We start from the raw sequence: 15664 nt of genomic DNA on the forward strand, positions 1-15664 counted from the left end.
CCAACCGTCGCTGTCGTCATGGGATCCTCAAGTGATTGGGAGACTATGCGTCATGCTTGTGAAATCCTCGATAAGTTCCAAATTCCTTATATGAAACGGGTTATTTCCGCACATCGCACGCCAGAACTTATGGCTGACTTTGCGCATAATGCCCGCAAAGAAGGGTTCCATATTATTATTGCTGGAGCTGGTGGAGCTGCCCACTTGCCTGGCATGATTGCTGCACAAACTACGCTGCCTGTTATTGGCGTACCAGTGCGTTCTCATGCTCTTTCAGGGTGGGATTCACTGCTTTCGATTGTGCAAATGCCAGGAGGTATTCCTGTTGCAACAACTGCTGTCGGTAACTCTGGAGCCACTAACGCAGGCTTACTTGCCGTAAGTATTCTAAGCACAACCGACGAGCGTCTTGCTAACGAGCTTGCAGCGTATCGCGAAGAACTTAAAGCGAAAGTTGAGGAATCTAATGCCGACCTTATCTGAAGTTACTAATGGCGCTGTTGAACGTTTAATGCCAGGTGCCACTATTGGAATCATCGGTGGCGGTCAGCTGGGACGCATGATGGCTATTGCAGCGCGTCATATGGGCTTTAGAATTGGTGTTCTTGACCCGACGCTTGATTGCCCTGTGTTCCAAGTGGCAGATTTACAAGTTGAAGCTAATTATGACGATCCAGAGGGCTTAAGAGAACTTGCAGAACGTTGCGATGTACTTACGTATGAGTTTGAAAACGTGAGCGCAGACGCACTCGATAAAGTTCGTCATCTTACTGCTATTCCTCAAGGAACTGACTTGTTGAGAATTACGCAAGATCGCGTAAGTGAAAAAACCTTTATTAATAGTCATGGAATCGAAACAGCTCCATGGCGAGAAGTAAATAATCTTGACGATCTGGATACTGCTATTGACGAAATCGGTTTGCCTGCTATTTTGAAAACTCGCAGAGGCGGCTATGATGGTCACGGTCAGGATGTGCTGCGTACCGAAGAGGATGTAGCAAATATTCATCATCGTGCAGATCGCGGCGGCAAATTCCCACCTTCAATTCTTGAAGGTTTTGTTGATTTTGCTTTTGAAGCGTCTATTCTCGTTTCTGGCAACGGTAAAGATTTTGTAACGTACCCTCTGGTAAAGAATGTGCATCACAATAGTATTTTGCACATGACGCTTGCACCAGCTGTAGTTGATCCACAAGTTGAACATGCCGCGCACGAACTAGCTTTGAGATTAGCTCGCGGCTTTGAACTTGCAGGCACTTTAGGTATTGAGCTTTTTATTACGAAAGACAATCGCGTAGTAGTAAACGAACTTGCACCTCGACCACACAATTCTGGGCATTACACCATTGAAGCTTGTGATATGAACCAGTTTGAAGCGCATATTCGCGGTATTGTGGGATGGCCTTTGCAAAAGCCTAAGCTACTTTCTCCAGCAGTTATGGTGAATGTGTTAGGACAGCATGTGGCTCCTGTGCGCTCACTCATTTTGGAGCACCCAGAATGGCATGTGCACGATTACGGAAAAGCGGAAGTACGCAAGAACCGCAAGATGGGTCATATTACGGTACTCAGCGACGATCCAGTTGAAGCTGCGGCAGCCTTAGATTCTACCGGCTGCTGGGATGATGAGCTCGACTAAATACAATATATAGTAATAAAAGTAATAAATAAGTATATGTAACTATTGCAAGGTACTTGATGAGACTTACTACCTTGCAATAGTTACTGTAAAAGTCTTGCAATAGTTGCTGTAAAAGACATAACGAAAGGATGCGAGATGACTGACGGACCTTTACGTCGGCATACGAAGCAAAAAGAGATTGTACTCGCCTATTTGCGTGAATCTCGTAATTTTGTTTCTGCACAAGATTTACACCGCATCCTAGCTAAAAATGGCGAAATAATAGGATTAGCCACTGTGTATCGCAGATTAAATGCGCTTACACAAAGCGGCGAAGTAGACACTGTGCGTTTTAACGGACAACAATTATTCCGTATTTGTGACGAAAATACGCATCATCACCATTTGGTATGCGAACGATGCGGAAAAACTGTTGATATTGAGCCACCTGATGACGAAGGATGGATTCATAAGATTGCGCAAGCGCACGGTTACACAGTTGTTGACCACACGCTGGAAGTATTCGGTTTATGCGAAAACTGCCGGAAGCAGTGAACGCGAGTTTCGTAGCGAGCGCTTATAGCGCGAGCGTTATCTCACGTTTGGAGCGTTCATAACCGTGAAACCCTCCAAGCGCGCGCAACTTATCTCACATTTGGAGCGTTCATAACCGTGAAACCCTCCAAGCGCGCGCAACGACCTGCCGAAGCGCTTAAAGCGTAGCGCGAAAGCAATTCGGAGAGGAAAAGCGCACACACTACCCCAAGTTTGGGGACTTAAGTAGGGTGCAAGTAAACAAACGCGCGCAGACCTCGCTTGCGTTGAAAGCACACCGTGCTTTCAACCTTGAGCACTCGGCACTTTTAAAAAGCCCGAAATTCGGGTTATAGGCCAAAAGTGTGTAAGAAATCATGTCTTAGGCCTTGCAATACAAGCGTTTTGCGGTAATCGAATCTGTCTGCTGCATATTCGCCACTACCCGGACAAAAACTGTGTAAAAAATCAGCTCATAACCCTTACGACAGTAAGACTCACAGCATATCGAATGTGGGCTATTTCTTATGCTAAGCGGCATTCCAAGTATGTATTAGCTGAATATAACAATACATCGTCAAACGCTGTTACTAGCGCAGTTTACGTACTGCGCGAAGAACGTATAACCCCGCTTATTCGTTATTAACGCAGATTACGTACTGCGCGAAGAACGTATAACCCCGCTTATTCGTTATTAACGCAGATTACGTACTGCGCGAAGAACGTATAACCCCGCTTATTCGTTATTAACGCAGATTACGTACTGCACCAGTAACATACAACCGTTACTTTCTCAGATACTTGACTGAGTTTTTAACAGTGTTTGGGTGATTACCGTTGTTTTCTCAGCTAGATAACTGAGTTTTTAACAGTGTTTGAGTGATTACCGTTGTTTTCTCAGTTTGTTGACTGAGTTTTTAACAGTGTTTGAGTGATTACCGTTGTTTTCTCAGCTAGATAACTGAGTTTTTAACAGTGTTGCGTCTGTGGCTTATGCCACAGAATATTCATCAGCCGAGCTTTACACACTTTTGGGGCTATAACCCCGAAATTCCAATAATTTCGGGGTTGGTAAAAGAGACAACAAACCAAAAACACAACCAAAAACACAAACCACACGACTCTGCCCTGCCTTCGTCAATCGAGACGAAGGCAGACCTCGCTTGCGTTGAAAGCACACTGTGCTTTCAACCTTGAGCAAGCTCGGCACTTTTAAAAAGCCCGAAATTCTTATAATTTCGGGCTTGGTAAAAGTGCCCCCGACGCGACTCGAACGCGCAACCAACGGATTAGAAGGCCGTTGCTCTATCCTTTGAGCTACAGAGGCAAACAAATGGCTATTATATCAAAACGTCACTATCAACGCGCCATATAACGCACCATATAATCGCAAATAATGCTTATTTATGCAACAAAAGACTCAAACATATTCAACACAATAAACGCAATTAAAAAAATAATAAGCAACACTACTCAAACCAAATAATGCACCACTTATAACTACTGCGCAGGGAAGCAAACGCAACGAAGCAAACACTACTCAATAATCCACGCAAGCGACATGAGCACAGCAAGGAAGAACACGTTTACCAACGTATACGTAAGCAAATAGCGTCCCCTATGCTCAGCATACTGGTGCGTAATGCCCTTGTAGGAAATAAGCGAAGCCATAGACGCAATCAGCGTGCCCATACCACCAAGGTTCGTACCAATAATCAGCATCTTCCACTGATTACAGAATCCAGAAAGCAAAATCGTCGTTGGAACGTTGCTAATGAACTGGCTCGAAGCCACAGAAACTTCCATAGGGTGCGTACCAACCCACATTTGCGCAAGATCGCTAAAACCAGGAACGCGACGCATATTGCCAATAAAAATAAAGAACATAATAAACGTAAGTGGCAACGCCCAGTCGAGTACACGGAACACATGACGGTCACAAAGAAGAAAAGCAACCACCATAATCACTAGCATCAGCCAGTCTGGAATCCAACCACTCACACCACACAAGCACACCACAAACAGCAGGCTATACACAATCACGCGCCAACGCGTAAAACTCATACCATAGCCCATTACGCGAATCTCATCCGGCTGCGGATGACCATGCGAAGGAGCTAACACGCTCTGCTCAATATCGTCGCCATGCAAACCAACAAACTGATCAACTTTACGCGATTTAAAAAACACGAACGCAAACACAACCATCAACACTGCAGCAGTAACAGTGTATGGTGCCATAATCTTCAAAAAATCTTGCGTTGACATATGCGTTAACGCTTTTAAGTACAGATTATGCGCATTACCAATAGGAGTAAGCATACTGCCAACATTGGCGCCAATCGTCATCAGCGTAATCACAAGAATCGCTTGTTTTTCAGCATTTGCCATCACCAGCACAGATAGCGCAAACGGCACGAACGTGACCAATGCCACATCATTCGTAATCCACATTGCAGAGAAAAACGTGAGCGACATAAGCACAAGTACAAGTCCACGTTCTGTTCTCACATGCCTAAGCAAGCGCGCACCAATCGCGCGAAACACACCAATACGCTGGAAACCACACACCACCATCATCAAGCACACAAGCTGCAAAATAGTGTTTACATGAATATAACCTACATATTGAGCGTCCGGAGGCACGAGAAAACAAGAAATAATCGCTAAAATAGCCGCAACAATAAGAATGGTTTCACACTTGACCACGTTTAACAGCCAGCGCTTCATCATTCCTCCGTAAGGCAGTAGATACAACTTAACCTATTATACTAGAAACCCTTTCCCATGGAGCCACCAAGTTCCCGACAAAATCATTGAAATAGCAAGGCATAGGAGACTATTAAGAGCTAGATTTAGCCGCAAATACGCAATACAAAAATCCGCCCTTTTTTAGGACACGCGCATCGCAAAAATTGCATTTAAAGACAAGATTGCGTATATCATATTAAAACAAAGAATTTGTTGTCTACACAAGAAGCGAATTATGGCAGAAATAAACACAACAGAAGATCAGAAGCTTGAACAAAAACTTGCTCGTCAAATTCATCTTCGTGAAAACCACCAGCGAAACACTGCAGATTTAGTTGTTGAATGCTTGGTCAACGAAGGCGTTGAAGTAGTTTTCGGCATACCAGGTGAGGAAAATATTCCACTTCTTGAGGCGATTGAGCGCGATGGTCGCATTCGTTTTGTACTTACTCGCCACGAGCAGGGTGCTGGTTTTATGGCAGCAACTTACGCTCATATTACTGGAAAGCCGGGCGTATGCTTAGCAACACTGGGTCCTGGAGCACTAAATCTTACGCTTCCTGTAGCTCAAGCAAACGCAAGCACTACCCCACTTGTTGCAATTTGCGCGCAAGGTAACGTTTCTAGGCTTTATAAGGAATCTCACCAGATTATTGATTTAGTTGCACTTTTCCAGCCGATTACACAATGGTCTTCTATGATGCTTGCTCCTGCTTCTGCGCCGGAGATGGTTCGTAAAGCGTTCTCTATTGCGGGTCGTAACCGCCCGGGAGCTACTTGCCTTGTTATTCCGGAAGATATTAGCGAAATGCCAGCGCCTGCAGACGCAAAACCGCTTCCACTGCCGCATCCGCTGCATATTATGCCAGCTCCGGACACTATTGAGGAAGCCGCTCAAATTATTAGCCGCGCAAAGCAGCCTATTATTTTGGCAGGAAATGGTGTTGCGCGCTCTCACGCAGAAAATCAGCTTCTTGCATTTGCTGAGCAACTTAATGTGCCGGTTGCAACTACGTTTGAAGGTAAGGGTGTTTTCCCGGATAATCATCCGAATGCGCTTGGCGTCGTTGGCTTTATGCACCGCGATTACGAGAACTTCGCGTTTGATACGGCTGATTTGATTATTGCAGTCGGTTTTTCGATTCAGCAGTTTGATCCTAAGAAAATCAACCCGAATATTGATAAAACTATTATTCACATCAATACTTTTGTGGAAGATACTGACGCGCACTACCCTACTGCGCTGAACATTATGGCAAATATTGGGCAGACGTTGAAAACTCTTACTTCAGTATTAAAGGATCGCAACATTACTTTCGACGTAAGCCACCCTCGTATTCGACAAATGCTTACAGAAGAACTACACTCTTGCGAAAATGACGAAAGCATGCCAATGAAACCGCAGCGCGTAGTTTACGATATTCGTCGCGCTGTTCCTGAAGGCACGAAGGTGCTTGTAGATACGGGCGCTCTTAAAATGTGGATGGCACGCTTGTACCCAACTATGCACCCGAATACTTGCATAATCGACAACAGTCTTTCTACTATGGCTTGGACGCTTCCAGGCGCTGTTGGAGCTTCATTTATTCGCGATAATTCCGGCAAAATGAACACAAAACCAGTTTTGGCTGTGATGGGCGACGGAAGCTTCATGATGAACGTGCAGGAAATTGAAACTGCAGTGCGCGTTGGAAGCCGCATGGTGGTTCTTGTTTGGGAAGATAACGCGTACGGCTTAATTAAGTGGAAGATGGAGCTTCATGCAGGTGAACACGAGTACGTGGACTTCCATAATCCGGACGTGCCAAAATTGGCTGAAAGCTTTGGGGCACGTGGTCACTGCGTTAAGAAGCCGGAAGATTTGTACAATATGCTTCGCGCAGCTTTGGAGCAAGAAAGCGGAGTGGACGTAATTTCCTGCCCAGTTGATTACAGCGAGAATATGAAGCTTATTGAAAAGCTTGGAGATATTGACTTTAGTAACTGACGCATAGCTCCAAACGCGGGAAAATTATCTCACGTTTGGAGCGTTTGTGGCTGTGAAACCCTCCAAACGCGCGCGACGACCTGCTTGAGCGCTGCGATTTAGCGCGCGAAAGCAATTCGGAGCGGGAACTCGCTTAAGTTGGAAGTCCAGTGGACTTCCAACGCGAGTTTCGTAAGCGAGCGCTTATAGCGCGAGCGTTATCTCACATTTGGAGCATTTGTTTTGCTAATCTCTGCACAATAAGTTTTGCAAATAAAAAAGCTACATGATTTGCGATTGCAAGCTTTTGCGCGCAGCTTCCATAGAAGTGATCTGCCCAAGAAGCGCAAGCTTTTCTTGCCCATCCGGCAGTTTTGCCATGCGCGCTCGAGCCGCACCAATTCTACGCATATAACCAATATCAAGCAGTCGAATAAGCAGCTCGTTCGCATACTTACTTTCTGCGCTTGTAGCTCTACGCAGCGGCTCTGAAGGTGATCCACCTGCAGTTTGTTGCACTTGTTGCGTTTGTTGTACTTGTTGATTATTCGTGCCTTCTAATATTTCAGTAGATGCAGGAAGCGGCAGAGGCATAACAGACAACTCAGTAATCACTGATTCAAGCAGTGGACCTGCAGATTTTGTCATCATATGCAACCACAAGCCTTGCGTAACATTACCGGCTGGCAATCCTCCCACAGCAACAAATGCCTGGAATAGCGTACGAAATACAGGAGTAATAAAATTATTTAACGTAAGTTGCGCAAATAATTGTTCGTTAAACGCAAGCGGCACTTGTAATAATAACGCCATAAACTGTTGCTCACACATGAATACAGCATCATCTACGCGATAATAACGCTGATTTTGAGCCGCACTTCGCATGATTGCTATTCGAGAAGATTGAGAATCTGCTGTACGCTCAACACCAGTCTGCTGCACACCTGCTGGAATCATATGATACTTAGATGCGTAAGCGTCGTCATCTCGAACTTGCAAACGACGGCGAGCCGCCTCAACTTCACGCCGCATCACAACCAAATCAACACCGATTGCACGCACAGCTTTACGCATATACAAGTCAAGCAGCGAACGGTCACGAATTTGTGCAATAAGAGGTGCCACCGCTTTCACCGCACCCATTTGACCTGTAGTATACGATGTTTCAAAACGGTTAATTACCGTATCAATCACAAAATCGTATAGAGGACTTGCGTGAGCAACTAGCGAACGCACAGCTTCGTCACCACGCTGAATGCGTAAATCACAAGGGTCAAGATTATTGTCAGCTACTGCAACAAATGTTTGCGTTAAAAATGCTGAATCCAAGCCGAAAGCGTGAAGCGCAGCCTTTTGACCAGCAGCATCACCGTCGAAAGTAAATACGATGCGTGAACTTACTGACTGACCATTTACTTTTATAGGGCCTACAAGTTGAATTGCTCCCAAAGAATCGTCTGCAATAAGTCTGCGCACAATCTTTGCATGCTCAACACCAAAAGCAGTGCCACAAGTAGCAACTGCAGTGTCAATTCCAGCTACATGGCATGCCATTACGTCGGTGTAGCCTTCAACGATTACGACTTGACGTTTTTTAACAATATTTGCTTTGGCTAAGTCAATTCCGTATAGAACCTGCGTTTTGCGGTATAGCGCAGTGTCGGGAGTATTAATATATTTTGCACTAATAGCATCGTCGTCGTACAGTTTGCGAGCACCAAAACCAAGAGTTCTACCAGTAGAGTCGCGAATAGGCCAAGTTAAGCGGCCACGGAAGTAGTCGTATATTCCGCGCTGACCGAGTCGAGCTAAGCCAGCATCAAGCAGTTCTTGACGCGTAAAACCTTTATTCGCTAAGTATCTGACTAGATTATCCCAACCTTTAGGCGCATAACCGCATGCGAAATACGCGCTTTGTTGCGGAGTAAAGTTTCGCCCTGCAAGTAATTCGCGTGCAGGAGCAGCTTCCTCAGTGCTCAGTTGCGAAACGAAAAATTTTTGTGCTTCTTCGTTTGCTTCTAACAGTCTGGCACGTTTGGAACCAGCATGAGCTTGAGCGTCACCGTTCTGCTGCTGATAGTGCATTTCAATGTGGTATCGGTCCGCTAAAAACTCTACTGCTTCACGGAAATCAATATTCTCTTTCTTCTCGACGTATTTAAATACATCACCACCAGCACCACAGCCGAAACAATGCCACATTCCTAAGCTTGGACGCACGCTAAAACTTGGTGTTTTTTCATCATGGAATGGGCAAAGACCTACAAAAGTGCCAGTTCCAGAAGGCTTCAGTGTTACTGTTGCAGACACGATATCGTATAAGTCTGCTGCTGCGCGCACGCGCTCAATGTCTTCTTTCACAATCATTCCAACCATAGTGTCTAGCTTATCGCAAACCGACGGCGAGTGGTATTGCGCGCGTGACTACAATCCCCGTTTTTGACGATTACACAGTTTTGCCGTTTGCCATAATGCACTCAAGGGGTTATATACCAAAACTGTGTAAGAAATCATGTCTCACGCATTGCAATACAAGCGTTTTGCGGTAATCGAATCTGTTTTCTACACATTCGCCACCCGGACAAAACTGTGTAAACAATAAGCTCATAACCCTTACGGTAGTAAGGCTCATCGTATATCAAATGTGGGTTATTTCTTATGCGCAGTCATTCTGCACTAGTAACGAAAAAACGCCGATATTCGTTACGGACGCAGATTACATACTGCGCGAGTAACACTAAATCGCAATTATTCGTTGCTGGCGCAGTTTGTGCACTGCACCAGTAACATATGACCGTTGTTTTCTCAGTCGATTGACTGAATGAGTAACAGTGTTTGGATTGTGGCTTACACCACAGAATATTCATCAGCTTAGCTTTACACACTTTTGAGCCTATAACCCGACTAAAAGGTATGAGCATAAAAAAAAATGGGGACTGAGTATTACCTCAATCCCCATCTCATTCAATAGCTCAACAATACTACTCAGAGCTTCACACAAGCTACACTCAAAGCAACACTATTTCGCTTAGCAATTATGCTTAGTGACGGATCTTGCGAAGAGCAGCACCCATACCAGCAAGCACGGAAGCAGCAACAGCAGCCAAAGCTACAGCAGCACCAGTGTGAGCCAATGGAGCAGCAGCAGCTGCAGCATGCTTCTTCACAGGAGCCTTAGCAGCAGCCTTACCAGGGAAGTTACCAGCCTTCTTCATAGCATCCAAAACTTCCTGAGCACCAGTATCGCAGCTCAAATCCTTAGCATGATCATTAGCAGAATCCAAGATAGCTGCAGCACGAGTACGATTATGATGCGCAACCTCAGCAAGCTTAGAAGCAGCAGCGAGCTTAGTCTTAATAACCTTAGCTGCATCCCAATCCTCAGCCTTCTGAGCATCCTTATAATCATCCTTAAGCTCAGCGAGGATATCCTTCACAGCAGCCTCAACATGACCATAATGAGCAACAGCCTTCTTCAACTGGTTACGAAGCTTACCCAAGTAAGCGCAGTTATCGCCACCGAAGTTCTTCAAAATATTAGCCCAACCAGTCTGCTTCAAACCAAACTCGAGCTTATCAAGAAGAGCATCATAAGCAGCAACATTCGTCAAACCGTGCTTAGCAAGAAGAACAGTCAAACCATCATAGTTCGTGAACAAATGCTCACTACCATCAGGAGACACAAACGTTGGATCCTCAGCCTTAGGCTTTGGCGTTGGCTTTGGAGCTGGTGGAACCGGCGTTGGGGTCGGCGTTGGGGTCGGCTTTGGAGCTGGTGGAACCGGCGTTGGGGTCGGCTTTGGAGCTGGTGGAACCGGCGTTGGGGTCGGCGTTGGGGTCGGCTTTGGAGCTGGTGGAACCGGCGTTGGGGTCGGCGTTGGAGTTGGCTTTGGAGCAGGTGGAACTGGCGTTGGAGCCGGCTTCTTGCCCTTCTCAGCTTCAGCAAGCAAAGCACGAGCACCCTCAACAGTCTTAGCCTTACGAATCTGCTTAGCAACAAACGTAAAGCCTTCAGCTTCAGCCTTCTTAGCTACCTCTTCAATAGTAGAATCAGCAATCTTCTTCAAAGCAGCCTTAGCTTGAGCAAGAAGCCTTACCGTAGGATCCTGATCATCCTTATCAGCAACCTTATCAGGCTTCACACCAGCAGCAGCCGCATTCTTCACCATTTCCTCGTACAAAGCCTTAGCCTGGTCATAAGTCAAGCCCTTGAACAAGTCAGCAGCAGACAACTCAGGAAGCTCAGGCTGAACAAGAGCCTCACCCTTACCACTCTGAGGAACAACTGGCTTTGGCTCTGGCGTCTTCTTAGAAGCACGAGCAGCATCTAACAAAGCCTGAGCACCCTCAACAGTCTTAGCCTTACGAATGTACTTAGCAACAAACGTAAAGCCTTCCTTCTCAGCCTGCTTAGCAATAGCCTCAATAGCAGGATTAATAGCAGGAGTTGGTGGAACTGGCTTTGGCTCTGGCGTCTTCTTAGAAGCACGAGCAGCATCTAACAAAGCCTGAGCACCCTCAACAGTCTTAGCCTTACGAATCTGCTTAGCAACAAACGTAAAGCCTTCCTTCTCAGCCTGCTTAGCAATAGCCTCAATAGCAGCCTTAATAGCAGCTTCCTTAACGAGACGCTGAGCCATAGCATCAGGATCCTCAGTCTTATAGAAGGAAGGATTAGATTCAAGCTCCAAACGCTCTGCTAACTCATCAGGATCCTCAGTCACAAACATCGGATTAGTAGGCTCTTCCTCCTTCTCAGGAGCAACAGTCACGTCATCAACAGGCTTATCAACTACTGGAGCAGGAATATTCTTTAATGTGTTTTCAGCCTTAGTAAGAATAGTGCGGGCTTGCTCAACAGTCTTAGCAGCACGAATCTGCTGAGCAGCTTCATGAAGCAATTCCTTCTCAGCCTTCTTAGCCAAAGCCTCAATAGCAGCCTGAGTAGCCTTAGCCTTCTCAGCCTCAGCAAGCAAATTCTTAGCACTCTCAACAGTCTTAGCACTACGAATATACTTAGCAGTGAAAGTCAAACCTTCAGACTCAGCCTTCTTAGCCAAATCTTCGAGTACATGAGTCAGATTGCCCTTCTCATCAATCTCGTGAATTTTAGCGTCATAATCCTTCTGTTCTTTGGAAGGCTCGGCTGGAACTTTCTTAGCCTCAGTCTTAGCAACAGCTTGGAATAGAGTCGATGCCATATCAAGCTTATCCTTAGCAGCTTGAACAGCATTTTTATCAGTTGAAGTCATTTCAAGACCATGAACTTCAGCAGCATACTCATCATAACGCGCTTTTGCAGTCTTATAATCTACATTAGTAAAAGCAGCAGTAACTTCCTCATCAGTCATTGTAAGGAAGCTTTTCTGCGTAGTTTGATTAGTAGCAGTACTATCGCCTTCTGTACCAGCCAACGCAGGTACGGCAAGTGCTAAGCCTGAAACAAGCGTAGCGCCAGCAGCGAATGCGGCAATCGCCTTTTTACTTAACATAATTTCCCTTTCTTCTTCATTCTCACGCGTAAACGTGCAATGAATTTGCTTACCGAAATCATATTAGGGGCAATTTCGGTACAGTCATAAACCGACCAATGGCCGGCTCATATATTCAACATACCCCCTACCCTGGGCAAAAATCAAGAATAAGCAGCGATATTTTATAAAAAACGCCATCGTGTCCGTGTGGCGTAAGACTGCGTAAATAAGCGTGGCTGAAGAGAGTATATTCACATCCATCAGTAGCTATGAAGAACAGACAAATACCGTAAATCGTAGTTCCGCATAGTATGTCAGCACTGTGGTTCCGCATAGTATTCAGATTAAGCATTCTCAACGTGCACACGTTGCGCGCCACTAGCTCACTGAGTTGTGCATAAATCTTTCAAAGATGCAACTATCAAATACGAGTATTTTTAATAAAATAAGGGTATGTATTCATGAGCACACGATGAGCAGTTGACTAATACAGTACTATCTCAACTAATACAGTACTACCTCAACCAGCGCCACCGCCAGCAAACCAGCGCACCGCCAGCCACCCAGCATCTTTTAACACAAAGCCGCGTGAAGCGTTGCAGCGGAACCATCCGTAAGACTTGCCACCTGATCAATCGCCACGCGAAGCCGATCATTATCATTCGTGCACTCATTCCAATCACCAACAAACACAGCTTCCATAGCGTCATGCGGTCGTGGTGATTTGCTCATAAACACTTCTACTAAGTCCTTCAGCATCTTCTGTTCACGCTCATAAGACTCGTGCGAACGCGGCTCAATCACAAAATGCACAGCCAAACTTTTCAGCATTACAATCTCATACGACGTGTCTTCTGGAATCACCACATTCGCACGGTAACGAATTAATGGCTCAGTACCATAACGCTTACGCGTAGCACGCTCAACAGAGCACGCAAAACGACCAATCAACGCGCTGGTAATATTTTTCAACTGCGCCAAAGCACGCCTAGAACCATCAAACGAGTCAGGGAACATGTGAAGCGCACGTAAGCGTTGCAACGCCGCTAAAAGCTTATCTGCATCCCACTGTTTGCCGTACCAAGCATGCATTTCGCTAATAACCTGATCCACTACGCTCGCATCTGCCACCAAAGCGGGGTTAAAAGCGCCGGTTACAATTGCATCTTCAACATCATGCACACTGTAAGCAATATCATCCGAAAGGTCCATAATTTGACATTCCATCGGCTTCGATTCGTGTGGTGCCTCAAGTTTCAGCCACTCAAATACTTCACGATCATCCGGATATACGCAGAATTTCAAATCGCGCTCGCCTTTGTCGTGTGCCTTAGCTTCTTCTAACCCCCACGGATACTTCACTGCAGCATCAAGTGCTGCACGAGTAAGATTTACTCCCGCACTCCTGCCGTTTTCACGAAAAACTTTCGGTTCTAAGCGGGTAAGCAGGCGAAGAGTTTGCGCATTCCCTTCAAATCCACCAATATTTTCTGCTAATTCCGCGAGCGCGCGCTCACCGTTGTGTCCAAAGGGTGGGTGACCTAAGTCGTGCGATAAACATGCGCAATCAACTACATCTGGATCACAGCCGAGCATTGCTGCAATTTGCCTACCAATTTGCGCAACTTCCAGCGTATGCGTTAAGCGAGTTCGAGCAAAATCGTCCGAACCTGCAACCAACACCTGGCTTTTTGCACCCAGACGACGGAGCGCTGAAGAGTGAATAATGCGCGCGCGATCACGCTCGAATGGCGTTCTAGCACGAGTGTGATGAGGTTCGCTCGCCCAACGTTCAGTATCGTGCAAATCGTATTCGCCAACAGCTTCGTTGTCTGAATCAATTACTTCGTCGCACATACAACACCTCTTTTATTTGCAATGAAGGCTACTTTATTAACCTTCTAAAACAAGCGCAACAAGCTATATAAGACTTTTCTCGTCCAGTTTTGCAATATCGCTAGAAGATAGCACTTCATAAGCATTGCGGTACAAACGCGGCACGCGAGCACCGATTCCAGTCATAATTTCGTAGCTGATTGTTCCTGCGGCTTTCGCCCAATCGTCGGCAGTTGGCTCAGCAAATTCCAAGCCTCTTCCAGGACCAAAAAGCGTTACAGTATCGCCTTCTCGTACACCTAATTCTGCGGCATCGCCTTTTACATCAACTATGAACTGATCCATGCAAACTCGCCCAGAAACGTTCAAAACTCGCGCACCCTTGTTAGTTTCCACGCGCACCGGTCCACCCGGCTTATCTATATGACGCGCACCTTGCATGTCAAATCCGGAAGCAGAACGCAAAATGCCGTCAGCGTACCCAAGCGGCACAATAGCAGTGCTCGTGTTATGTGGAGTCAAATACGTACGTCCGTAGGAAATTCCATGTCCTTCCTCTACGGTTTTTACTGTGCCAAGTTGCGCTTGAAGTGTCATGGCTGGCTGCAATCCGTACGTTTGTGAATCCCCCATTGCAGGATCTGGCTCATAGCCGTACAAACCAATTCCTGGTCGCACCAACTCAAAACGAATTTCTGGACGGTTAAGCGTTGCTGCAGTATTCGCTAAATGGCGGATTTGAGGCGCTAAACCAGCTTCACTCATTCGCTTTGTAAACTCGTGGAATTGCTGAATTTGTCGGTCGGTTGCTTCTACAAATTCTGGAACGTCTGGCGAATCTGCTACTGCTAAGTGACTCCACTGCCCAATAACGTCAATCACGCCTTCGCTAGCGTATTGTTGCAATCTTTCTAAAGCGGCACTAAAACCGGCTGGAGTGAAACCGTTTCGTCCAAAACCAGTATCGACTTTTACGTGCACACGCGCAGGCTTTCCTAAAGCACGTGCAGCAAAAGCTACAGCATCAAGCGAGTCAATAGATCCAACAGAAATATCAATATTTGCAGTAATTAAATCCGCGAAACGAGTAGTTGGAGCACTAGTAAGCCAAGTAAGAATATGGCATCGGCTGGAATCAATACCAGCTGCACGCAAACGTAACGCTTCATAGGGCTGCGCTGTTCCAAGCCAAGTAGCACCTCCAGCTAAAGCAGCGAGCGCACTCGGAATAAGCCCGTGACCGTACCCGTCTGCTTTTACGACTCCCATAACTTCCGGCGCATGTTGACCAGGTTGCAAATCTTGCGAAACTCGTGCAACTAACGTGCGCATATTATCTCGAAGTGCTTTCAAATCAACGATTACCTGACCGGGGTATGTGTTTAAAGCACGAGCATAGTTTGCTGTTAATATTGCTGCATTACTTGCTACATTACTTGCACTACGACTTGCCGTATTACTTACATCTATACTCATAACTCA

The 15664-nt window shown here is 46.0% G+C and carries 9 protein-coding genes and 1 tRNA gene; 4 read left to right on the forward strand and 6 right to left on the reverse strand.

Annotation, left to right across the window (positions count from 1 at the left end; translation table 11 throughout):
- Positions 1–18 precede the first annotated feature (18 nt).
- The 3 genes from purE (at position 19) to HXT28_RS03700 (ending at position 2176) form a co-directional block, all read left to right on the forward strand.
- A complete protein-coding gene (gene purE / locus HXT28_RS03690) occupies positions 19–483 on the forward strand; it encodes a 5-(carboxyamino)imidazole ribonucleotide mutase (RefSeq protein ID WP_422113700.1) in 465 nt (154 codons plus the stop codon).
- Positions 467–1639 carry a 5-(carboxyamino)imidazole ribonucleotide synthase gene (purK, locus tag HXT28_RS03695; RefSeq protein ID WP_064347643.1) on the forward strand — a complete coding sequence of 391 codons (1173 nt, stop codon included), beginning with the start codon at positions 467–469 and terminating at the stop codon, positions 1637–1639. Before purE ends, purK begins: the two co-directional genes overlap by 17 nt.
- A gap of 138 nt (positions 1640–1777) precedes the next feature.
- Positions 1778–2176, forward strand: coding sequence for a Fur family transcriptional regulator (locus HXT28_RS03700; RefSeq protein WP_016636812.1), 399 nt, complete (start codon positions 1778–1780; stop codon positions 2174–2176).
- A 1233-nt stretch (positions 2177–3409) separates the two neighbouring features.
- Here HXT28_RS03700 and HXT28_RS03705 read toward each other — a convergent pair.
- Positions 3410–3482: transfer RNA gene (locus HXT28_RS03705), tRNA-Arg, on the reverse strand.
- Positions 3483–3691: 209 nt separating this feature from the next.
- Positions 3692–4885, reverse strand: coding sequence for an SLC13 family permease (locus tag HXT28_RS03710; RefSeq protein ID WP_032814854.1), 1194 nt, complete (start codon positions 4883–4885; stop codon positions 3692–3694).
- A 256-nt stretch (positions 4886–5141) separates the two neighbouring features.
- Between HXT28_RS03710 and HXT28_RS03715 the strand changes: the two genes are divergently transcribed.
- Positions 5142–6893 carry an acetolactate synthase large subunit gene (locus HXT28_RS03715; RefSeq protein WP_422113269.1) on the forward strand — a complete coding sequence of 584 codons (1752 nt, stop codon included), beginning with the start codon at positions 5142–5144 and terminating at the stop codon, positions 6891–6893.
- Positions 6894–7154: 261 nt separating this feature from the next.
- On the opposite strand, the gene dnaG is transcribed toward HXT28_RS03715, so the two are convergent.
- From dnaG to alr, 4 genes are all read right to left on the reverse strand, one after another.
- The gene (gene dnaG, locus HXT28_RS03720) at positions 7155–9248 is read right to left on the reverse strand and encodes a DNA primase (RefSeq protein WP_422113270.1); all 2094 of its coding nucleotides are present in this window, start codon (positions 9246–9248) and stop codon (positions 7155–7157) included.
- 665 nt (positions 9249–9913) lie between these two features.
- Entirely contained in the window at positions 9914–12364 is a 2451-nt protein-coding gene (locus HXT28_RS03725) for a hypothetical protein (RefSeq protein ID WP_422113271.1), read from the reverse strand.
- A gap of 555 nt (positions 12365–12919) precedes the next feature.
- A complete protein-coding gene (locus HXT28_RS03730) occupies positions 12920–14203 on the reverse strand; it encodes a deoxyguanosinetriphosphate triphosphohydrolase (RefSeq protein WP_422113272.1) in 1284 nt (427 codons plus the stop codon).
- A 63-nt stretch (positions 14204–14266) separates the two neighbouring features.
- The gene (gene alr / locus HXT28_RS03735; RefSeq protein WP_016637113.1) at positions 14267–15658 is read right to left on the reverse strand and encodes an alanine racemase; all 1392 of its coding nucleotides are present in this window, start codon (positions 15656–15658) and stop codon (positions 14267–14269) included.
- Positions 15659–15664: the final 6 nt, after the last annotated feature.

The sequence above is a fragment of the Gardnerella washingtoni genome (assembly GCF_049262705.1).
Lineage (GTDB): Bacteria > Actinomycetota > Actinomycetes > Actinomycetales > Bifidobacteriaceae > Bifidobacterium > Bifidobacterium vaginale_D.